This is a genomic window from Desulfosporomusa polytropa, assembly GCF_055380075.1.
Genome location: NZ_AP042400.1, coordinates 836,673 through 858,756, shown reverse-complemented (window position 1 = coordinate 858,756; position 22,084 = coordinate 836,673). Strand labels below are relative to the sequence as shown.

General features: G+C 42.0%; 23 protein-coding genes. All 23 read right to left on the bottom strand.

Features of this window, described 5'->3' with window-relative positions; translation table 11 throughout:
- Positions 1-88: 88 nt before the first annotated feature.
- Positions 89-568 carry a flagellar basal body-associated FliL family protein gene (locus tag ACZ449_RS05805; protein ID WP_464260107.1) on the bottom strand — a complete coding sequence of 160 codons (480 nt, stop codon included), beginning with the start codon at positions 566-568 and terminating at the stop codon, positions 89-91.
- Positions 569-633: 65 nt separating this feature from the next.
- Positions 634-831, bottom strand: a complete 198-nt coding sequence (locus tag ACZ449_RS05800) for a flagellar FlbD family protein (protein ID WP_021167586.1) — start codon at positions 829-831, stop codon at positions 634-636.
- 113 nt (positions 832-944) lie between these two features.
- Entirely contained in the window at positions 945-2,858 is a 1,914-nt protein-coding gene (locus tag ACZ449_RS05795; protein ID WP_464260106.1) for a flagellar hook protein FlgE, read from the bottom strand.
- 99 nt (positions 2,859-2,957) lie between these two features.
- Entirely contained in the window at positions 2,958-3,353 is a 396-nt protein-coding gene (locus ACZ449_RS05790) for a TIGR02530 family flagellar biosynthesis protein (RefSeq protein WP_464260105.1), read from the bottom strand.
- Entirely contained in the window at positions 3,346-3,987 is a 642-nt protein-coding gene (gene flgD, locus ACZ449_RS05785; RefSeq protein WP_464260104.1) for a flagellar hook assembly protein FlgD, read from the bottom strand. The genes ACZ449_RS05790 and flgD overlap by 8 nt, the downstream gene beginning before the upstream one ends.
- Positions 3,988-4,004: 17 nt before the next feature.
- Entirely contained in the window at positions 4,005-5,633 is a 1,629-nt protein-coding gene (locus tag ACZ449_RS05780; protein ID WP_464260103.1) for a flagellar hook-length control protein FliK, read from the bottom strand.
- Between the two features lie 41 nt (positions 5,634-5,674).
- Positions 5,675-6,331 (bottom strand): MotE family protein, encoded by a 657-nt coding sequence (locus ACZ449_RS05775; protein ID WP_464260102.1) that lies wholly within the window; start codon positions 6,329-6,331, stop codon positions 5,675-5,677.
- An 18-nt stretch (positions 6,332-6,349) separates the two neighbouring features.
- Positions 6,350-6,892, bottom strand: coding sequence for a lytic transglycosylase domain-containing protein (locus tag ACZ449_RS05770; RefSeq protein ID WP_464261820.1), 543 nt, complete (start codon positions 6,890-6,892; stop codon positions 6,350-6,352).
- A 5-nt stretch (positions 6,893-6,897) separates the two neighbouring features.
- Positions 6,898-7,350, bottom strand: coding sequence for a flagellar export protein FliJ (gene fliJ / locus ACZ449_RS05765; protein WP_464260101.1), 453 nt, complete (start codon positions 7,348-7,350; stop codon positions 6,898-6,900).
- A gap of 23 nt (positions 7,351-7,373) precedes the next feature.
- The gene (fliI, locus tag ACZ449_RS05760; RefSeq protein ID WP_464260100.1) at positions 7,374-8,687 is read right to left on the bottom strand and encodes a flagellar protein export ATPase FliI; all 1,314 of its coding nucleotides are present in this window, start codon (positions 8,685-8,687) and stop codon (positions 7,374-7,376) included.
- Entirely contained in the window at positions 8,684-9,457 is a 774-nt protein-coding gene (locus ACZ449_RS05755) for a FliH/SctL family protein (protein ID WP_464260099.1), read from the bottom strand. The genes fliI and ACZ449_RS05755 overlap by 4 nt, the downstream gene beginning before the upstream one ends.
- Complete coding sequence (gene fliG, locus ACZ449_RS05750; protein WP_464260098.1) at positions 9,450-10,460, bottom strand: flagellar motor switch protein FliG; 1,011 nt, start codon at positions 10,458-10,460, stop codon at positions 9,450-9,452. Before fliG ends, ACZ449_RS05755 begins: the two co-directional genes overlap by 8 nt.
- A gap of 18 nt (positions 10,461-10,478) precedes the next feature.
- Positions 10,479-12,041, bottom strand: a complete 1,563-nt coding sequence (gene fliF / locus ACZ449_RS05745) for a flagellar basal-body MS-ring/collar protein FliF (RefSeq protein ID WP_464260097.1) — start codon at positions 12,039-12,041, stop codon at positions 10,479-10,481.
- 94 nt (positions 12,042-12,135) lie between these two features.
- On the bottom strand, positions 12,136-12,432 hold the full coding sequence (gene fliE / locus ACZ449_RS05740) for a flagellar hook-basal body complex protein FliE (protein WP_464260096.1): 297 nt from the start codon (positions 12,430-12,432) through the stop codon (positions 12,136-12,138).
- Positions 12,433-12,445: 13 nt separating this feature from the next.
- Complete coding sequence (gene flgC / locus ACZ449_RS05735) at positions 12,446-12,880, bottom strand: flagellar basal body rod protein FlgC (protein ID WP_464260095.1); 435 nt, start codon at positions 12,878-12,880, stop codon at positions 12,446-12,448.
- A gap of 5 nt (positions 12,881-12,885) precedes the next feature.
- Entirely contained in the window at positions 12,886-13,299 is a 414-nt protein-coding gene (gene flgB, locus ACZ449_RS05730; protein ID WP_464260094.1) for a flagellar basal body rod protein FlgB, read from the bottom strand.
- A gap of 272 nt (positions 13,300-13,571) precedes the next feature.
- Positions 13,572-14,348 carry a GTP-sensing pleiotropic transcriptional regulator CodY gene (codY, locus tag ACZ449_RS05725; RefSeq protein WP_464260093.1) on the bottom strand — a complete coding sequence of 259 codons (777 nt, stop codon included), beginning with the start codon at positions 14,346-14,348 and terminating at the stop codon, positions 13,572-13,574.
- Between the two features lie 35 nt (positions 14,349-14,383).
- Positions 14,384-15,784: an ATP-dependent protease ATPase subunit HslU gene (gene hslU / locus ACZ449_RS05720; protein ID WP_464260092.1), complete on the bottom strand. Its 1,401-nt coding sequence runs from the start codon at positions 15,782-15,784 to the stop codon at positions 14,384-14,386.
- Positions 15,785-15,799: 15 nt separating this feature from the next.
- Complete coding sequence (hslV, locus tag ACZ449_RS05715) at positions 15,800-16,330, bottom strand: ATP-dependent protease subunit HslV (RefSeq protein WP_464261819.1); 531 nt, start codon at positions 16,328-16,330, stop codon at positions 15,800-15,802.
- 29 nt (positions 16,331-16,359) lie between these two features.
- Complete coding sequence (gene xerA / locus ACZ449_RS05710; RefSeq protein WP_464260091.1) at positions 16,360-17,307, bottom strand: site-specific tyrosine recombinase/integron integrase; 948 nt, start codon at positions 17,305-17,307, stop codon at positions 16,360-16,362.
- Positions 17,308-17,406: 99 nt separating this feature from the next.
- Complete coding sequence (trmFO, locus tag ACZ449_RS05705; protein WP_464260090.1) at positions 17,407-18,702, bottom strand: methylenetetrahydrofolate--tRNA-(uracil(54)-C(5))-methyltransferase (FADH(2)-oxidizing) TrmFO; 1,296 nt, start codon at positions 18,700-18,702, stop codon at positions 17,407-17,409.
- Positions 18,695-20,899, bottom strand: coding sequence for a type I DNA topoisomerase (topA, locus tag ACZ449_RS05700; protein WP_464260089.1), 2,205 nt, complete (start codon positions 20,897-20,899; stop codon positions 18,695-18,697). Before topA ends, trmFO begins: the two co-directional genes overlap by 8 nt.
- On the bottom strand, positions 20,896-21,981 hold the full coding sequence (gene dprA / locus ACZ449_RS05695) for a DNA-processing protein DprA (protein WP_464260088.1): 1,086 nt from the start codon (positions 21,979-21,981) through the stop codon (positions 20,896-20,898). The genes topA and dprA overlap by 4 nt, the downstream gene beginning before the upstream one ends.
- Between the last annotated feature and the right edge of the window lie 103 nt (positions 21,982-22,084).

Here is a 22,084-nt window from a genome sequence, read left to right as displayed (position 1 = left end):
TCCTCCCCCTCCTTTCCTATCCAAAATTGCTACTAACATCCTAGCTGACTACAGCTATTTTAATTATACTAAAAGAATGAACGCGAAGCTACTGTAAAACAAAATTGGTTATATAGATATCATAAACTCGTTCTTCACCAAGCGTTGTGTTAATTTCATTTTTCAACATCTCTTTTAACTGCTCTTGCTTGGTTGGGTCAAAATCTTCAATTTTTTGTGAACGCAAAACATAAACAGCAGTATCTAATATCTTTATTTCCTCAGGTGACGGCATTTTCCCTTCCTTTGTCGCTGCATTTTTATTTGGTTTTAATTCTACAATGACGCCAATTTTAAGATAACGACCACTATTTACACCGCCAATATTGATAATCAACCCGTCTTTTGCATCCCCCAGCTTAATAAACTGTCCTGGCTCATGCAGAGCATTTTTTTTCTCAACCGTTTGATCTGACACAACCCTAGTTGCAATCAAATACGAAATACCACCGGCTAAAATTAAGCCCACAACAATTAAGATGATCAGTACCATCATCGACATCTTCTTGGGTTTTTCCTCTTCAGCCACTGGCGCACCTCCCTTACAGTATCTTTGGACTACTCATCCTATTTGCTACTCACATACATTTCATGTTAGCGCATATTCCGAAATAATGCCCGGCGATAATCCATTACCTTACGCACAATCTCATCCATCGCTTCTTCTACAATCAGTTTCTTCCCGCTAGTTAAAGTAATCACTGTATCAGGTGTCTCTTCAATGGTTTCAATCAATTCGGCATTTACTACAAAATCACAATCTTGAGATTTAAGTTTTGTAACCTTTATCATGTCATTCCCTCCCTTACTATTGTTCTATAAAAATTCATGGCTAGTTTATACTTTTCCTCCGGAAAAAACAGGTAGCAGAAGGGAGGCTTTCCCCCCGCTACCTTTCCTTGAAATTATCGTTTCAGATTGGCTAATAACTCCAGCATTTCATCTGTTGTTGTGATAATCTTGGAGTTAGCCTGGAAGCCACGCTGGGTAATAATCATATCACTGAATTGCTGCGCCAAATCAACGTTGGACATTTCCAACGAAGCGGAAATAAACGACCCACGCCCGCCAGTAGACCCTGCACCAACCTGTGGTTGGCCGGAATTGTTTGATTTAGCAAACATGGTATCACCGACTTTACTTAACCCACCCGGGTTGTTAAATGTAGCCAAAGCCACCTGCCCTAGAGTCTTGTTTATCCCATTAGAAAAGATGGCAGAAATCGTACCACTTTTGTCAATGGTCAGTTTTGACATATCAATTGTGCCTGATGTGTAGCCATCAGTACTATTGGCCAACACCGTAGACTCACCACTATATTGGGTAACGGCCGGAGTCGTGCCATTTTCCAAGAACAGATTCATGGTAACAGGGAAGCTGACAGCACCATTACTGCCTGGCACGGTAACCAATGGCCCCGTGGCAGCTGAAGTCGGTGAAATTAACACACCTTTGGAATTAAAGGTCACTTTGTCGTTATTCACTGCCGTCGCGGTACCGTCGACTTTGGCAGAAACAACCCATTCTCCCGGCACACCGGTTTTCGTAAACGTATAATCCACTTTATGCGCCGTTCCCACGCTGTCATAAACACTAAGCGATGTATTTGCTATGGCTGACTTCCCAGTGGTGATTCCCGACATATCTATGGTTGTAAGCGCACTCAGGGTTCCTGATCCAGTTACAGAAATAGAAGAATGCAGCGAATCGCCAACGATAAATGTACCAGGAGCAGTGATGGTAATATTAGGGTCAGTTGTACTAACTTCCCATTCTTCTGCATTACTGGTTTTTTTAAGAGTTACAGGAATTGTTATTCTATTACCGGTATTATCAATAACCGAAATATTAGTCGATACTGTAGCATTTTCCTTAGCATCAGCCGGAATAACTCCGCTCATTGTAGCTGAAGTATTGGCATCAGCAGCAGTTAGAGCTGTTATCTGTCCAGTTAGAGTGTTGGCACCATTGGAAATGGCAGAATGAAACATAACACTCTGCCCTTCAATTGTAAGTGAAAAATCATCTGCTGGAGTTGCTAAAGGCACGGTAATTGAGTGTGCGCTACCAGTATCATCTCCTGCTGTAACGCTCCATGTATTGACACCCGGATTTCCTGTTTTTGTATAATTAATTGTAATCGGTACTAAAGCACCGCTCTGCAAATAGGTATTCACTGTGAAAGACACTACAGTTCCTACTTTAGCATTTGCGTCCAGTTGTCCATTAATGTCCATCGCTTTATCTGCTGTAGGAATCCCAACCGCCGTCCCTTTCCCATCAGCACTTAAATTATTGCCAACGGCAATCTCTGTCGATACTTTCGGAGCCATGGTAGTTCCGGCAGGAACCTGTATCGATGTAATCGGACCAGTTGTATTAATATTTCCCGCAGCGTCCGGCATCCATCCCATAACTTTAAGACCACTACCGGGTATCACATAATTGCCGCTGGTATCAAAGTCAAAATTGCCGGCTCTGGTATAGTATTGGTTAGCGCCGTCAGACACAACAAAAAAACCTTGACCTTGAATGTATAGGTCAGTTTGTTTGCCAGTTGTTTGAGGAGCACCATCCGTAAAAAGTGTGTCAATACTGGCAACACCCATACCAAGACCAATTTGCATAGGGTTGGTACCACCACGATTGCCTTGAGCAGCAGACGCCCCTTGCAGGCTTTGGCTTAAAATATCCTGAAAGTTAACTCTACTTGCTTTAAAACCAGCGGTATTTACGTTAGCAATGTTATTGCCAATAACGTCCATACGGGTCTGGTGGTTTTTCAGACCGGCTACGCCGGAAAATAGTGAACGCATCATAGTAAAAGTGACCTCCTACTTTATTATGTATATCTCTCTAGTATTATTGACTGCCTCAGTCATTCAGCAGTATTGCGGGCTTCCTTAAGAGGTCCAGCCCTAAATAATCACAGCACTATCAATATTGGTAAATACATTATCTTTAATAGTGGCACCGTCCATAGCTGTTATGACAGTCTTGTTTTTGACACTGACAACAAATGCCAAGCTGTCGTTCATTAGGATAAGCGATTCTTTGGCACCCTTTTGTGCCGCTTTCTCGACCGCTTGCCCTAGCTTACCTAATTGTGAACTATCAAGGTGAATATTTCGGCTATGTAAGCGTTGCATGGCATGTTGGGAAAATTTAACCCCTGCTATTTCCTGTTGCAACACCTGATTAAAATTGGAAACGGTGGTTGCTTTATTGGCAGAACCAGTTGCAGTTGTCGATTGATTTGGCGAAATAACTGGCGCTAACGGTTGGTAAGTAGTATAGATACGATTATCAGTCATTACTGGTTACTTTCGGCGGATACTCAACTGCTGTTACTTTGTTCATATCAATGTAAGTATCGCCAATTAACAATTTTGCTTCACCATCCACTACCTTTGCACCTATAACGATCCCTGACATTGGTTTAGCGGTAGTGCTGTCAGTCCAGGTAACCTTCATGCCAATCATAGTATTAGCTTCTACCAAAGCTTCTGCCACCCGCGTGGAAGCATGATTAGTTGTCTGCGTTGGAGACTCAACTGCCGTTACTTTGCTCAGTTCAATGGAAGTATTGCCAATAATCAGTCTAGGTTCACCGCTGACTACCCGGACACTTGAAACAACCCCTGACATTTCCTTAGCGGAAGCGCTGTCAGTCCAAAAAACTTTTGAACCAATCATATTACTGGCTTGGGTCATCTGCATGGAAGTATTCAGGTTCTTCATTTGTTCCAAACTGGTAAACTGCGCCATTTGCGCAATAAAATCTTTATCCTCCATCGGGTTCATCGGATCCTGATACTGCAATTGGGTGAGTAGTAGCTTCAAAAAATCATCTTTACCAAGATCATCACTTTTTTTCCTGGTAGTCGCAGTACTGTCAGTGTTAGACGAAGATTGACTAGTACCGGCAACTGAATATGCATTAGCCATGTTAACACCTTCTTTTTTTAAATACGGTAATCTACACCAGATTGCGAGCCAATTCCTGAAGTATTTCCGCCTATTATTTCACCATCAAGCGCTTCGATAAAATCACCGGCAGATTTTTTATTAGTAAACTTCATTAATTGCTGCCGCGTGTTTTGCTCCTGACCTTGGTTAGGCTGAAATTGACTGAGACCGGCATAAACACTAACATTATCCACTTTTAACCCCGTATTGGCTAAGTCTTGCTTCAGTTGAGGCAGCGAAGCTTCAATAAGACTGCGCACTTCCGGATTATTGGAATGGAAGCTGGCATTTACCACACCGTTTTCGATAGCTACTTTAAGGGTAAGTTCACCAAGATGTTCTGGTTTGAGCTTCATAACCATTTCTGTATTTTGAGCTATGGTAATAATTTTCGTTTGCTCCACAATTTGATCAACAACTTGATACACGTCGGCAACTTGAGTGGTTGGTGACTGAGTTTCAGTAGTTTTAGTTGACGCCATTATACCAGTTGTGGATACTAAGGCAGCATCTAAATTATGTGCAAATATAGGCGAATTCGTTACTTCAGTACCTTCAGTCGACAGCTCCTGTGTAACTCGGAGTGTACTGGAATCTGCCAGGCTATTTTTCTGTCCTTCACCACCGCCAAGGTTTGAACTTAAAGTTCTCTCCTGCTGGTTGGTTCCCACTGCCGGTATAACCACTTGCTCGCTAGGTAACTGCTCTTGCTGATTCGTATTACTGTTAGCACTTGGGGTAGCTTCTACTTTCACGGCTTGCGTTTGCAACCCCAACCCTACTGCCGTTTGCGCTGCAATTGCGCCGTTAGGCTCTGCGGCAATTTCGACTTGCGCCGCTTGGTTTTGCAGACCTGCTGCTGTTTGCGATACAACTGTTGTGTTAGAGTTTGGAATGGCTTCTACCTGTACGGCTTGGGATTGCAGTCCTGTTGGTACTTGCGCCAAATTTTCTTGCTCTGTCGCACCACTTGATACTGTGACTGTAATACTTCCTGATAGCTTACTTAGCATTTCCGGACTTTGTTGCCCGGTTTGCAGCAGGTTAGACATGACATTTTGCGTCATGTTACTTTGATTACTATTGGTAACAGGGTTCTGCATAGAATCAGAAGTTGTTGCTGGTTGTGCTAGCGTGGAGACCTCAGGAACATTCGTTGCCATCTGGAGTTGACTAATCGCTGTTGCAGTTAACGCGGTAGTACCTTGTTCTGCAGACTGCGTGTTCACAACTGGCGTGTTCACTACTGGCATAGCAAGCAGTATTTGCGTGGTTAAAGCAGAACTAGTAAGGTTTGTCAACCCCTCTTGATCAAGCAAATCGTTTTCCTCAAGCTTAGCTGTATCACCCACAGGCGTGGCAGAACCAGCAGACGTTTGCTCTTTAGCTGTATCAGTATCATTTTTCTTAATTACATTATTAGGCGCCACCGAATCCATGGGGTTATCAACGGCAACCGATTCCTGCTCGTTGGCAGTTACTTCATCAGACTTAGAAACCACATTGTTCAGTGTATCACTAAAGCTAGTCTTGGTTTGACTTTTAGAGCTGCTATTTGAGCTTTTGCTAGACGACACTGGAGCTGGGCTAGATTTTGTTGGTAATAGATTAAGTGCTAGATTCATTTTTTCACCTCCTTTCATAGGTGTTACTTGGCTATATCACGCTATAACCTAGGTACTTGAGGCTGACCTCTAAGCATTTCCTGGGATATGCGAGCAGCACGTGAGGAATCAATTAAGGCTAAGATTTTGGAAACTTGTTCTTCTTCCATTTTTCCAAAAATAGAAATAACGGTGGAGTCATCTAGTTCTTGCATAATAGCAACCGCCGCCTCTGGTTTCATTCCCCCATAGAGCCGAGCTAGCTTGGAAATACGTTTAGTTTCTTCTTGCTGTTTAATTTTAGTCTGCTTCTCTACCTCTTCTTTGGTAATGACAGTAGTGCCTGGGGGTTGAGGCGTTGGTAACATCGAGACTGGCGGCTGAACCTGTTTGGGGCCATTTGGCAATACTTGTTGAGCGGCAGCAGCATCGCTTTCCAGTTCTACCGGTTCAAAGTTCGTTTTTGGAAAAAAACGAGCAACCGCCGGGTATTGCGCCAAATTCGCATCTTTAGTAATTTTCTCTATGTCAATCACTTTTAAATAAACTCCGGCAGCAAAACCTATGGCGATCAAAATGCACAAAGCCACAAGAATAGACAACACTTTAAAAACTACACTAAATTTTGATTTGGGAGCCTCTGCCTCCGGGGCATTAGTAGTAGGCACGCTTGCTGTTTGTTTAGGTTTGGCGGCAGGATTTTTCGGTTTTTCAGCCATAATTAATTATAGACTCCTCTACTTAGCCAGAGATAGAACCCTAGCTACATAGTTACGTGTTTCACTGTACGGCGGAACACCATTATAGTTCTTCACCGCTTGTGGTCCGGCATTATAGGCAGCTACCGCTTTAGAAACATCACCATCAAATGTAGTCAGCATCTGTTTCAGATAACGAACACCACCATCAACATTCTCACGCGGATCATTAATATTACCTACCCCAAGTGAACTGGCCGTTTCTGGCATAAGCTGCATTACACCCACTGCACCAACAGGGGAAACAGCGTCTTGCGATAATCCAGATTCAGCTTCAGCAACAGCCATTGCCAATTTTGGATCAACACCATATTTAGCAGCAGCTACTTGTACCATTTTGGCAATGTCCCCACCTTGAGCACTATTGCCAGGTGAGGTGCTTGGGATATTATTGGCTTGTTGGGTATTGGCAGCTGAAAGTACTGTAGCAAAATTGCTGCCAGCTTGAGTTGCCGGAACAGTTGGAGCAAAGCGTCGTTCTATGTCGGCAATCCGCTGAACCACATGGTTAATACTTGACATCATGTTTATTCACTCTCCTTGTTACGCATAAAGGCCTGCGTTCCAAGCTCATCAAGAACTTTTTGTTCGTCTTGCAATAATTCGATATTATACTGTTCTAATCGTTTTTTTCGCAAATTGTCAACAAGTTTTCTTTGTTTCATCGCAGCTTCCAAGACAACAAGACACTCTTGTCGGTAAGCCTCGGCCTTAACGATTTGCTCTTGCTGAAAAATAATATCTTTTTTAATCTTATCGATATAATAGCTAAAAGTCTTAAGAGTTTCAATTGTTGGAGAACCAGCATGTTCTTCGCTGAGTAAAGTAAGGCTGCCTAGTAGTTTGTTTTGAAATTGATTCAAAAATTCTTGTTCCTTATATAAGCGCATACTGGCCTCAGTCATCTTGATCTGCGCCTGTTCTTCTTCCATTTTTCGAAATTTTAGTAATGTCTCCAGGCGAAACCGAAATTTCTTCATAGCCTACCCATCCTCAGTAACTGTTAGGCAACAATCATTTTTAGACGTTCAATGGTCGCAGACATAGGCATATTTTCATCTACATCCTGTTGCAGGAAACTTTTAATTTGGTCAATGACCGCAATAGCGCGATCAATATTCGGGTTACTGCCTTGGGCATAAGCACCAATATTAATTAAATCTTCGGCCTCGCGATAAGTAGCAAGCAAAGCCCTAAGTCTTTGAGCACACTGTAGATGTTCTTTATCAACAATTTCCGTCATTACCCGGCTAACACTATTTAGAACATCAATAGCCGGATAATGATTTAAGGCTGCCAGCCCTCGTGACAAAACAATATGTCCATCCAAAATACTGCGCACAGCATCAGCAATTGGTTCATTCATATCGTCCCCATCAACTAATACGGTGTAAATTCCAGTAATGGAACCTTGATCACCAGTACCTGAGCGTTCTAATAATTTTGGCAACATAGAAAATACGGATGGAGTATAACCACGGGTAGCTGGCGGTTCACCTACTGTCAGTCCCACTTCTCGCTGAGCCATGGCAAACCGTGTTACTGAATCCATCATCAGCATGACATCCATACCCTGATCGCGAAAATATTCTGCAATAGCAGTAGCTGTCATGGCCCCTTTAATTCTAACAAGAGCCGGTTGATCAGATGTTGCCACAACAACTACCGAGCGTTTAAGGCCTTCTTCACCTAAATCGCGTTCTATGAATTCCCGCACTTCCCGGCCACGTTCACCAATAAGGGCAATTACGCTAATATCAGCCTCAGTATTACGAGCAATCATGCCTAGTAACGTACTTTTACCAACTCCACTGCCGGCCATAATACCTACCCGCTGGCCCCGGCCTAATGTTAATAAGCTATCAATGGCCCGGACACCCACACCTAACTTTTCTTCAATACGACGGCGGGTTAAAGGCGGCGGCGGCATAGTACTAAGCGGATAGTCGATATTGCTAAGTAGCGGACCTTTGTCATCTATCGGATTACCAAGCCCGTCTAAAATGCGTCCCAATAATTGACGTCCTACGCTTACCCTGAGCATTCTATGAGCTGAAACAACTTCACAGCCTGGACCAATACCTTGCAAATCGCCAACAGGCATCAGTAAAATGCGGTTCTCTTTAAATCCAACAACCTCAGCGGGAATAGGTTCTCCTTTGCGAGGATAAACATAGCATAACTCTCCCAAATTCACATTAGGTCCTTGTGACTCCATCACTAAGCCAATAATTTGAGTAATTTTACCGTTTAGTTTCATGTTATCCGCATTAGCTATTGCTAATAAATAGCGAGAGGAATCAAATGTTTTACTCATGGTAGTACTTCCTCAAGTGCCTTGTGAACTAGTTCAAGCTTGGTATCTAATTTTGCATCAACAGTACCTAACGCTGTTTCAATAGTACATCCACCTAAAGCTACAGTATGATCAGCGGTTATAGTAATGGTATTATCCCGTTTAATCATTAACTGCAAATCACGTTTGGCCATTAGCGCCATTTCATAATCTTCAGGATTTACTCTGACTGTTATCTGATCTTGATCACTAACCTTGTCTAAGGCTTCCTTAAGTATTGGCAAAATCGTTGTCGGATTATCTGCAATCTCTCTCGCCAATACTTTGCTAGCTACAGCAAGAGCGATTTCAACAATTTGGTGTTCTGCGTCAACAAACATTTGGGCAACTTCTTGCTCTGCGGTTTGAATAAGATGCTGCGCTTTTTCGAGAGACGACTGCATTGTTTGTTGCATATCGGCAATTGCAGTTTGATTACCTTGATTATAACCTTCTTGGTAGCCTTGCTCATGTCCTTCCTGCTGACCTCGGGCATGGGCTTCGTCATAAGCCTGCTGAGCTATTTCTTTTGCTTTGCTTTCGGCATCAGTCAAACACTGTGCAGCCGATGTCTGTGCCTTAGCCATAATAGCTTCGGCCTCACTACGGATTGCTGCCAAATCTATTTCTGGCTGCGCATTCTGTGGTGGTTGTTCCTGTACTACCACTGGCTCAGGAACGGCTGCTAGCCTATGTTTGATGACAACTGGCGATTTCCGCTGACAAAGCACACTTTTTATAATCTTAGACAATTATTTCGTCTCCTTTACCACGCGAAACAACGATTTCGCCTGATTCTTCGAGACGACGGATATTATTTACAATTTTTTGTTGAGATTCTTCAACATCTCTTATGCGTACAGGACCCATATATTCGATTTCTTCCTTGAGCATTTCAGCAGCCCGTTTGGAAATATTTTTATATACCTTATTAGCAACCTCACTTGATGTTGCTTTGAGAGCCAATGCCAAGTCTTTATTCTCGATTTCTCTAAGTACAAGCTGAAGTGATCTGTCGTCCAACAGCACAATATCTTCGAAAACAAACATGCGTTTTTTGATTTCTTCGGCTAATTCAGGGTTTTGTACTTCCATATTTTCAATAATGGTTCTCTCTGTAGTCCGGTCCACACGGTTAAGAATTTCAACAATGGAATCTACACCACCAGCGGCTGTAAAGTCTTGAGTTACCAGTGATGACAATTTGCGTTCCAGTATCCTTTCCACATCGCGAATAACATCAGGTGAAGTGCGGTCCATTGTCGCTATTCGCCGGGCAACGTCGACCTGACGTTCTGGCGGCAATGCGGAAACAATGGCGGCCGATTGTTCAGGTTGGAGATAAGCCATAATCAAAGCAATGGTTTGAGGATGTTCATTTTGAATAAAATTAAGCAATTGACTTGGATCAGTTTTTCGAGCAAAGTCAAACGGACGAATTTGCAGACTAGTAGTTAGACGGTTAATTATTGATACAGCTTTATCAGAACCTAATGCTTTTTCTAAAACCTCACGAGCATAATCCAAACCACCGCTGGAAATATATTCTTTCGCTAAACACATTTGGTGAAATTCATTGAGAACTTTATCTTTTTGTTCTTGTGATAATTTTCGTTGATTAGCAATCTCCAGCGTTAGCTTCTCAATTTCGTCTTCCTTCATATGTTTTAGCACTTGTGCGGAGATATCTGGCCCTAAAGCAATTAATAAAATTGCAGCTTTTTGTTTGCCTGTCACTTCATTGGACTGGTACATAAGCTCTGATGCCTCCCATCATTCATCTGCTAACCAAACCTTCAAAATCTGGGCCACATCTTCTGGGCGCGATTTGGCAAATTTTTCAACAGTGCTTCGTTGTTCAGCCCGTTCGGTTTCCTGCGCATTCATCTCATCTTGAGCCTCGTCTGCTACATCAACAAGGGGTTGGCCTTCAAGCGAAATAGCTTCCAGTAATGCTGCTTCCTCTTGCTCGCGACGGCGAGCATATCGCCTATATAAATAGTATAGAATAGCACTAATAATCAGAACAGCAAGTCCTACTTTCAGCAAAAATGCTTGCTGCAGTTGTTTAGCATATTCTTCATCTTCTTTACGCTGTTTATCAGCCATTTCGGTATTAAACTGTATTGGCTCAACAGCAATGGTATCTCCCCGAGTAGGGTTAAATCCAATAGCCGAAGCTACCGTTTTATTTAAGCTATCTTGCTGTGCTTTGGGCATCGCTGCATCTACAAGCACTGCTACTGTCAAGCGCCGAATAGCACCAGGCGTGCTTACTACTTTTTCCTTGGTTTCATTAATTTCATAATTACGGATTGCTTCTCGCTTTTCATAATTTGATTGCGAGTTATTATTAGCAACATACCCCGGAATATTGGATGTCGTTCCTGGAACACCACCAGGGGCATTAGCAGCATTCCCTTGATAACTCTCATTAGTCTCTTGTGAACTGCGAATAATACCCTTGTCATCGACAACCGGCTCGAAAACTTGGCGATCTAACGTGCGTTGATCAAAGTTGAGTTCAACATTAACCCTGGCAGCAGCTTTGCCGATACCCAGAGTCTGATCAAGTAACGATTGTACGTTCTTTTGCAGGTCATCCTGTACTTTTTTAGTCATCTCAAACTGAGTAATCGCCGCAGTGCCGGCCTGAGGCGGCGTCTCTGAATCTGATTGGTCATTTAAAACTCGTGCCAAACTATCGACAACAGTAATATTTTCTGGTTTCAACCCTTGCACACTATGGGCGACCAAATTAACGATTCCTTTGACTTGTTGCTGATTCAATTTTGCATCTGGTTTAAGTTTAAGCATGATGGAAGCCGTAGCTGGTTTCTCTGTTTTTTTATAGAGGCTATCCTCTGACATCACAATATGAACTCTGGCCTTTTCCACTTCTGCCATCTGTTCAATTGTGCGTGTCAGCTCTCCTTGAACGGCTTGCAAAAGTTGTACTTTATTTTGAAATTCTGTTGCGCCAAATTTATTTTCGTCAAAAATTTCAAACCCTTTATTCCCGCGTGGCAAACCTTGACTGGCTAAGTCCAACCTGAGCTTATGTACATCTTTGGCTGGAACTAAAATGACAGTACCATTACTGCCAGTTTGCACTTCATAAGCAACCTTCATCTCTTTTAATTTTGCAGTAACTTTGCCTGCATCTTCAGCTTCAAGCGTAGTAAACAACGGTACATTGTCAGGACGACTCCCCCACCAGTAACTCCATGCTAAAATAGAAATAAATATAAATGCGGCTGTACCGAGGATAATGTACCTATGTTTATTATTTAATTTTTGCCAAAGACGCAGAGACTGTTCTTTCAAGTCAGTCATGTCTCCACCCTTTCAGTTAAGGAAAAGTAATACTTAGTCAAATTTACATTATAGTCGTATATTTGACAATGCTGAATCATTTTCCATATAAGCATTAAACCTGCATTCTCATAACTTCCTGATAAGCGTCAACAACCTTATTGCGAACCTGCATAGTCAGTTGCAAGGCCACTGTCGCTTTTTCGGCTGCTATTGTAACTTCAGATATATCCTGAATTTTTCCTGAGGCTAGGTTTATTGATGCCTGCTTAGCTTCATTTTGTAGTTGGTTTACATTGTTTAACGCATCACTTAAAAATTCTTCAAAAGGTTTTTCCGGTTGTTGAGCGCTTTCAGTCGTTTCAAGGAGTTTTCCTGTAATAGGCGCTAATTTTAAAGCTTCAATTTGCATTTATTTTTGCCTCCTATTTCCCAATGTCTAACGCTTTCATGGCCATACTTTTAGCCGCATTCACAGCAGTTACATTAGCCTCATAAGCTCTCGAAGCAGTAATCATATCCACCATTTCACTGACAATAGTAACATTCGGCATCTCTACATAACCTTCTCTATTAGCATCAGGATGGTTTGGATCATACATAAGTTTAAACGGCGCCGTATCTTTTGTGATTCCAGTTACCCGAACGCCTGTGCCTGTATTCATTTGTTGGGACAACATCTGTCCAAAAGAAGCTTGTCCAGAACGCGGTTCAAAAACCACCATCTGCCGACGATAAGGGCCACCTTCTGTAGTACGAGTAGTATTCGCATTAGCTATATTGTTAGAAATAACATCCATTCGCAGTCGCTCGGCAGTCATACCTGAAGCTGACGCATCAATGGCCTGAAATAGTCCCATAATACTTATTTTCCTCCATTAATTACGGATTTGAGATTAGAAAAATATTTATTAATCTGATCTGCAACTGCACTATAAGTAATCGAATTTTTTGCCAAACCTGCCATTTCACTATCAATATCTACATTATTATCATCATTTCGAAATGAAGTAGTAGTAATAGTATTTATCGTCGGCTCAACATCATCTAGTGAGGTTGATTTTATTGGCAAATGTCGTTCATGAGTTCTGGCAATAGGTGACTTTTCAGCACTCATAGCTAACTCCAACTGATTTTCAAAGCTTACTTCACTTTTCTTAAACTTAGGAGTGTTCACATTAGCAATATTATTGCTAATAACTTTATGCCGCAGTGAAGCAGCGCTTAACGCTTTTTCCAATACCGACACCTGTGTTGACTGTAAGAGTGAGTTAAGCATTTCGCTAACCCTCCTTTAAAATTAACCAAATATACAACTCTTGTATTAGTTACTTACTATTTTATCTATACAACTTTATATTATTTCTACAAAATCCACGAAAATCCTCTTGTTTTTTTCAAAAAACTCTTCATATTTCGTAAAGTTGGGACCTTTGACCTACTGCGTCTACATAACATTTCTTGCCAATATATTTATCTGCAAACTTAACTTATCTTTGGGTATTATAAAAAAAAATCCAGTTGCATTAAGCAACTGGATTTTTCAACAAACTATTTTTTTAGTTTTTTCAATTCATCTAGTAATCGGTCATTAAGAACTTTAATATATGTTCCTTTCATGCCCAGCGACTTGGATTCAATGACACCAGCACTTTCAAACTTTCGTAACGCATTAACTATTACTGAACGGGTGATACCAACGCGATCGGCTATTTTACTGGCAACTAATAATCCTTCATTGCCTTCTAGTTCACTTAAAATATGCATAACTGCTTCTAATTCCGAATAAGAAAGGGTTCCTAGCGCTACTTGTACAGTAGCTTTTTTCCTAGCTTCCTCCTCAATCTTTTCAGTGCGGTCTCTGAGCATTTCCATGCCAACAACCGTTCCGCCATACTCAGCTAAGATTAAATCATCATCAACAAATTCGACATTAAATTTAGCTACAATTAATGTTCCTATTCTTTCCCCTACGCCATGGATAGGAACAATAGTAGTAAATTTATCATTAAATAAGCAATTGGTTTCTGCGCTAAAACTACATAACCCGCCTTCCAGACGCAAGTTTGGCGATGTTTGATCAATCTTGCGCAACCATCCCACATACCTTTCAGGAAACTGTCCCATTTTAAGGACTTTATCCCGCATAAGATCACATTCAAAATCATCAAGCAATGCATACCCCAATATACTACCATCTTTGCTAACAATATAGACGTTAGCAGCCATAACAGTGCTAAGCACTGTTGAAACTTCACTGTATTCCACTTTCTCTGATTTCTGGAGCAACTTATTAATAGCACGTGTACGTTCTAACAATGATGACATTTACTATTCCCACCTTTCATAATGTGAAACAAAAACTATAGAATGTAATGACTTAGATCGTGATTTATAACTATATGATCTAATTTGGATTTTACATATTCGCGATTAATAATGACCTGCTGTTCAGCAATGTCAGGCGCATCAAATGCTAAATCTTCCAAAAGTTTTTCCAAAATAGTGTGTAGTCTACGGGCACCAATGTTTTCAGTCTGGCTATTTACTCTACACGCGATATCAGCCAATTCATCAATAGCGTCCTCAGTAAACTCTACTTTTATATTTTCGGTTTCCAATAGGCTAATATATTGTTTTATAAGTGCATTAGCCGGTTCTGTCAGTATTTGCCGAAAATCTTCTTTGGATAGATTAGTAAGTTCAACCCTGATTGGAAAACGTCCCTGCAACTCTGGTATCAAATCAGAAGGCTTAGAAACATGGAACGCACCTGCAGCAATAAACAAAATATGATCAGTTTTTACAGGGCCGTATTTGGTAACGACAGTAGAACCTTCTACAATCGGCAGAATATCCCGTTGAACACCCTCGCGGGAAACATCTGGTCCTGAACCTTGACCTCTGCCCGAAATTTTGTCAATTTCGTCTAAAAAAATTATACCATAGTTTTCGGCTACATTGACAGCGCTAGTTATCACTTCATCCATATCAATCAATTTTTGCGCTTCTTCTTGAGTAAAGATTTTTCGGGCATTAGCTACTGTAACTTTACGTTTTTTCTGTTTCTTTGGCAATAAATTTCCAAGCATATCTTGTATATTCATGCCCATTTCTTCAATTCCAGTTCCAGCAAACATTCCCATCACTGGTTGAGCAGCATCTTCTACGGTAATTTCAAGCAATTCATCTTCAAGTTCACCGTTAAGCAGGCGTTTACGCCACCATTCACGGCCGGCGTTACCTACTTGTGGTTCCTCTACTTCTGGTGGTTTATCCTGGTTTGTTCCCATTCCTCCCGCCCCGGAAAACAGCATTTCAAATGGATTCCGTTGCGATTCTTTTTTGGCTGTTGGAACAAACTGATCAAGAATTCGCTCCTCCGCCAATTCTTTGGCCTTATCATTAACCTCAAGTATCTTCTGGTTCTTGACCATGCGGATAGATGTTTCAACTAAATCACGCACCATGGATTCGACATCACGTCCAACATAGCCTATTTCCGTAAATTTAGTTGCTTCCACTTTTACAAAGGGTGCATTGACAAGTTTGGCTAACCTGCGGGCAATTTCAGTTTTACCAACTCCGGTAGGTCCAATCATCAAAATATTTTTAGGGATAATTTCTTCTTTAAGGTCTGCTGGCAGCTTCTTGCTGCGCCAGCGATTTCTAAGTGCGACAGCTACTGATTTTTTTGCTTGATGCTGACCAATTATATATTTATTCAATTCCTTGACTATTTCTCTTGGCGTGAGTTCTAGCAAAATCATCCCCCCTTTTTATAGTTCTTCAACCGTAATATGATCATTCGTATACACGCAAATACCGGCAGCAATTTCGAGCGCCGTACGTGCAATATCAGCAGCATTTAATGGAGAATGCTGTACTAATGCCCTGGCAGCGGCAAGGGCATAAGATCCACCAGAACCAATAGCAGTAACGCCGTCATCTGGCTCAATTACCTCACCATTACCAGATATAATAAGAAGATGTTTGTCATCAACAACAATGAGCAGCGCTTCCAGTCGTCTAAGAACCCGGTCAAGACGCCATTCTTTCGCAAGTTCAACAGCGGCTCTCATCATATTGCCATTAAACTCTTCTAGCTTTCCTTCAAACTTATCAAATAGTGTAAATGCATCAGCCACCGAACCGGCAAATCCGGCTAATACTTTGCCGTGATATAAACGACGGACTTTTTTTGCACTGTGTTTCATTATTGTATTTTGACCAAATGTAACTTGGCCGTCACCGGCAATAGCCGTCTTCCCCTGATGGCGAACAGCAACAATCGTTGTAGCATGAAACATAGTATCCATAATATCACCTCCCAGGAAAATCAAGCACGCGGATGAAAATTCCTGTAATTTGCTTTGAGTCTTTCAGTAGTTATATGGGTATAAAGCTGCGTAGTAGACAAATTAACATGACCTAAAAGTTCCTGCACAGTCCTCAAGTCAGCACCATGGTCTAATAAATGAGTCGCAAAAGTGTGGCGAATGGTGTGTGGACTGACATTTTTTTTAATTGCCATTACCTCAACATATTTATCAACAATTCGCCGCACGCTCCTGTCAGTTAGTGGTCCGCCTCGACTATTTACAAATACATAGTTATGAACTTTAGCCGTTTGATGTCCATATTCACCCGGATTAGCACATAGCGTAGAGCGCACGCTGGACAAATAAAGTTCCAAAACTTCAACCGCCGCCCGCCCCATCAAAACAATTCGCTGCTTAGCACCCTTGCCTGATACAACAATGGCGCGTCCAGCAAAATCAATATCTGTCAGCATGATTCCTGTAAGCTCACTAACCCTTATTCCTGTTGCATATAGCATTTCCAGTACAGCTTTATCACGAATTCCGAGCAAACTGTTGTCCGGTAAAGTGATTAATTCACGAATTTCGTTTATGTCAAGAAAAACAGGTAATCTTTTATCAAGTTTTGGGGTTCTAACAGCCTTACAGGGATTTTCCTTTAAAATATTTTCCCGGCATAAAAATCTGAAAAACGACCTAAGCGCCGCAATCCGTCGCATAATGGTCGCTTTGGCATATTGTTCTGATTTTAAAAAAGCCAGATAACTGCGAATTATAAGCGGAGTGATGTCAATAAATAGTATCTCACCAGCACCCTGATTAGACACAAACTCCACAAACTGCAAAATATCTCGTTGGTAGTTGTGAATCGTGTGCAGAGAGGCATTTTTTTCAAGTTTTAGGTATAAGAGAAACTTCTCAATTAATTGGTCAACGCCAGCAAATGCTTCGCCTTTTAAGGACATTTTCATCATTCTTTCCGACAATGTTTACTATTGTTCTGGCGGAAATTACTATTATACTAACACACTTGAAACAATTCCGCAATATTATTGTCGTATTATTCAAATAAATTCTTGTAACGCCGCCAATGCTCTGTTGGCAATGGTTTGATTCTTAACCTTCTTATCTTTAATCTTATGCTCAAGGGGCGGAAGCAGACCAAAATTAATATTCATAGGCTGAAAATGTGCCGAATCAGCTTGCGTAATGTAATGACACAAGGCACCATGGGCGGTTTGTTCAGGAAACACCTGCGGCTTACGTCCTTGTAGCAGCCTGCTTGCATTGATGCCAGCCACCAAACCGCTTGCTGCTGATTCAACATAGCCTTCAACACCAGTAATTTGGCCAGCAAAGAAAATCTGCGGCTGCTCTTTCATTTGCAATGTAGGCTGCAATATCTTCGGCGAGTTAATAAAAGTATTGCGATGCATTACCCCATAGCGGACAAAGTCCGCATTCTCCAAACCGGGAATCAATCTAAAAACGCGCTGCTGTTCAGGCCATTGTAGATGAGTCTGAAAACCGACCAAATTATAAAGTGTTGCCGAACGGTTGTCTTGCCTTAATTGGACCACAGCATATGGCATTTCGCCAGTCTCTGGATGTCGTAAGCCAACAGGCTTCATTGGGCCAAAGCGCATAGTATCAATCCCACGGGTGGCCATAGTCTCTATTGGCATACACCCTTCGAAAACTACTAGCTTTTCAAAATTTTTGACTGGTGCGGTCTGAGCACAGGTAATTTCCTGATAAAACAGTTCATATTGCGCTTTGGTCATAGGGCAATTTAGATAGTCATCATCGCCTTTACCATAGCGAGATGCCCGGTAAATTATCTTCATATTAAGGGAATCAGCAGTAACGATAGGTGCTGCCGCATCATAAAAATATAGATATTCATTACCAGTAAGACCGGCAATGGCAGTGGACAAGCCGGGAGAAGTAAGTGGCCCAGTGGCGATAATCAAGGGACGCCCACTAGGTATTTCCAAAACTTCAGCATGACTAACCGTAATCCGCGGATGGTTACAGAGCGTATTAGTAATCATCTCGCTAAAATCATTACGGTCGACGGCCAATGCCCCGCCTGCGGGTACACAATGCGCATCAGCCGCTTTCATAATTAACGAATTCAAGGTTCTCATTTCTTCTTTTAAGAGACCGACCGCGTTTTCGATGGCAGCGCCTCTAAGCGAGTTGCTGCATACCAATTCAGCAAATAAAGCGGTATGATGAGCCGGAGTCATCACCTTCGGGCGCATTTCATATAATTCCACATCAATCCCGGCTTCAGCCAGTTGCCAGGCAGCCTCACTACCTGCCAAGCCGGCTCCAAGTATAATGACTTTATTCATTCTTTTTCCTCCGGTTAGCTGTAGCAGGCTTCTTCTTCGTCTTTGCCTGTACTTCTTTATCTTCTACGTTCTTAGCTGTTTCTTTACTATCACCAGCGACTTGACGGGACGAGCAATTCTCATTACTGCAAATGGTAGAAAACCCGCCATTTTTAAATTTATGTCTGATCATATAGGACCCGCATGTTTGGCAATTTTCTTTCAGTGGCATATCCCAGGTATTAAAATCACATTCCGGATACTTCTCGCACCCATAAAAGACTCGCCGACGTTTAGTGTGGCGTTCAACAATATCACTGCCGCATTTAGGACATGGAACACCAATATCTTTTAAAATGGGCTTAGTATTGCGGCAAGCCGGAAATCCGGGACAAGCCAAGAAATTGCCATAACGCCCCTGTTTAACGACCATCATCTGCCCACAATTTTCACAGGGAACATCAGATACTTCGACAGGTAATTCGACATGACCAATCGCTTCTTCCGCAAAACTTAGATCTTGGGCAAAAGGGGTATAAAATTCTTCTAAGACAGTTAACCAAGAAGCATCGCCTTCAGCAATATCATCCAACTTATCTTCCATTCCAGCAGTAAATTCAACATCAAGAATTTTATCAAAATATTGCTTTAGAAGGTCAAGTACGACAAAGCCGAGCTCAGTGGGCTGAAATTTTTTTTCAATTCGCTCGACATAACCCCGATCAACAATTGTCTCAATTGTTGGTGCATAGGTACTCGGGCGACCAATCCCTTTTTCTTCCAGAACCTTGACCAATGATGCCTCGGTGTAGCGAGGCGGTGGCTCGGTAAAATGTTGTTTGGGATCTAGCTTGTTGAGTTTCAACACTTGCCCTGCAACCAAATCAGGCAGCGTAGTTTCCTTATCCAAATCACTATCAGAAGTTTGTTCAACCTCTTTACTCTTACCAATGGCACCACTAAATGCTGCTAAAAATCCAGGAAATTTCAGTTGTGATCCGGTAGATTTGAGCTTATACCGTCCAGCAGTAATCTCGATAGTAAGCGTATCATAAATAGCAGGTGTCATCTGACTGGCAATAAATCTTTCCCAGATAAGTGTATACAGCTTTAACTGATCTTTACTCAAGTTCGTGCCAATAGCATCTGGGGCTAACTCCAGTGTAGTTGGCCTTACAGCCTCATGGGCATCCTGCGATTTTTTATTAGCATAGATTGGCGCCTTCGCCGGCAAAAAATGTAAGCCAAACTTATTCTCAACATAACTTCTAGCTTCCTGTTGAGCAATTTCAGCCACTCGGGTAGAATCGGTACGCATATAGGTAATAAGACCCACTTGCCCCATGCGCCCAATAGCAAGTCCTTCATATAATTGTTGCGCAATTATCATGGTTTTGCGGGAAGTAAAACCCAATTTGCGAGCAGCCTCTTGCTGCAAACTGCTGGTTGTAAATGGTGGCTGGGGATTACGCTTTCTTTCCCGTTTTTTAACATCATTGACTACATACTCCGCTTGATTTAACTCACTGACAATACCTTCTGCTTGCAGCTCATTAGTAACAGCAAGTTTCTTACCATCCATGGCTGCTAGTTCAGCATCAAACGTTTTTGAATTAGTCTTTTCTTTGAGTTTAGCCGTTATTGTCCAATACTCTTGCGGAACAAAGGCCTGAATCTCTTTTTCCCTGTCACAAATTAGCCGGACAGCTACTGATTGCACCCGTCCCGCACTCAAGCCTTTACGAACTTTCCGCCATAACAGCGGACTAAGCTTATAGCCCACTATACGGTCGAGTATTCTTCTAGCTTGTTGGGCGTAAACCCGTGGCAAATTAATGGGGCGTGGTTTTTTGACAGCCTGTTGAATAGCCGTCTTCGTAATCTCATTAAATTCAATCCGGCAAGTTGTCTGCTCCGGAATATTAAGTATGTGCGCCAAATGCCATGCAATTGCCTCGCCTTCGCGATCCGGGTCAGTCGCGAGATAAACAATATCGGCACTTTTAGCAGCTTCCTTTAGGCTTTTTATCAGATCGCCCTTACCTCGAATATTAATATACTTAGGTTCAAAGTCGTGTTCAAGATTAACACCAAATTGACTTTTAGGCAAATCACGCAAATGTCCCATAGAGGCTTTGACTGTATAATTTTTTCCAAGAAACTTTTCTATTGTCTTGGCTTTAGCCGGGGATTCTACTACAACTAGAGCTTTGCTCACTTAATTCCCTCCCTGGCGGTACAGGTATAGCGCTGACCGCTATGTTCGACCGTCAAACCCCGTAATGAAAGCTGGAGTATTATATATGCAGCCGTTGCCGGCAGTACATTCAATTTTGTCACAATTTCTTCAATTCCTATAGGCTCTTCATAATTCAGCAAACTATACACTTGCTGTTCTGCTTGAGATAATTCCGGCGCTACTTGATTACCCGGGCTTTTCTCCCAATCATACTCTTCTAAGATATCGATCGCACTATCTACTAGCTTGGCCCCCTGTTTTATAAGACGGTTTGTACCTTTACTGTTACCTGCAAAAATGCTACCTGGCACGGCAAAGACATCTCGTCCTTCTTCTAACGCAAAATCAGCTGTTATCAATGCCCCACTTTTTTCTGCGGCTTCTACGACAATAACACCACGGGCAAGACCGTTAATAATACGGTTGCGAGCCGGAAAGTGACCTGGATGGGCTATAACTCCTGGTGCATATTCTGAGAGTACTACTCCTTTTTCAGCAATACTGCCTAGCAGTTTTGCATTCTCTGGTGGGTAAGCAACATCCACACCTGAACCCAGCACGGCGACTGTATAGCCCTGTTCCAACGCGCCTAGATGAGCAGCAGTATCAATCCCTCTGGCTGCCCCGCTAACAATACCTACTCGGGCAGCGGCTAATGCAGCTGCTAACATACCTGCAACATTTTTCCCATAAGCTGTGGCTTTACGTGAGCCTACAATAGCTATCTGTTTATCATTTATCGGTAATGTACCACGATAATATAAAACACAAGGGGGATTAAAGGTATTACGAAGCAGCAGCGGATAATCATCATCAAAGAAACAGCAAAGAAAAATTCGCTTTTTCCTTAATGATTCAGCCAGTTTATGTATATCTATCTTATCCCGCTGACCAAGTAAATTATTATAGATTGTGTTATCAAGACACTTGGATAAAAATAAATCGCCCTGGTCAGCCAACCAAGCCTGCCGGGCGCTACCAAAATATTCAACCAAGGCCTTAATGCGTGAACTGCCGATACCTGGCACCATCTGCAAAGCAGCCAAGTAAAAATTCTCCATATCCAGTTCCTCCACATTTAGCTAACATTGAAACACCAATAGCACATAGTAAATACTTGGTAAATCGTAATACTAGCAATTATACCTGCAATAAAAAGCACAG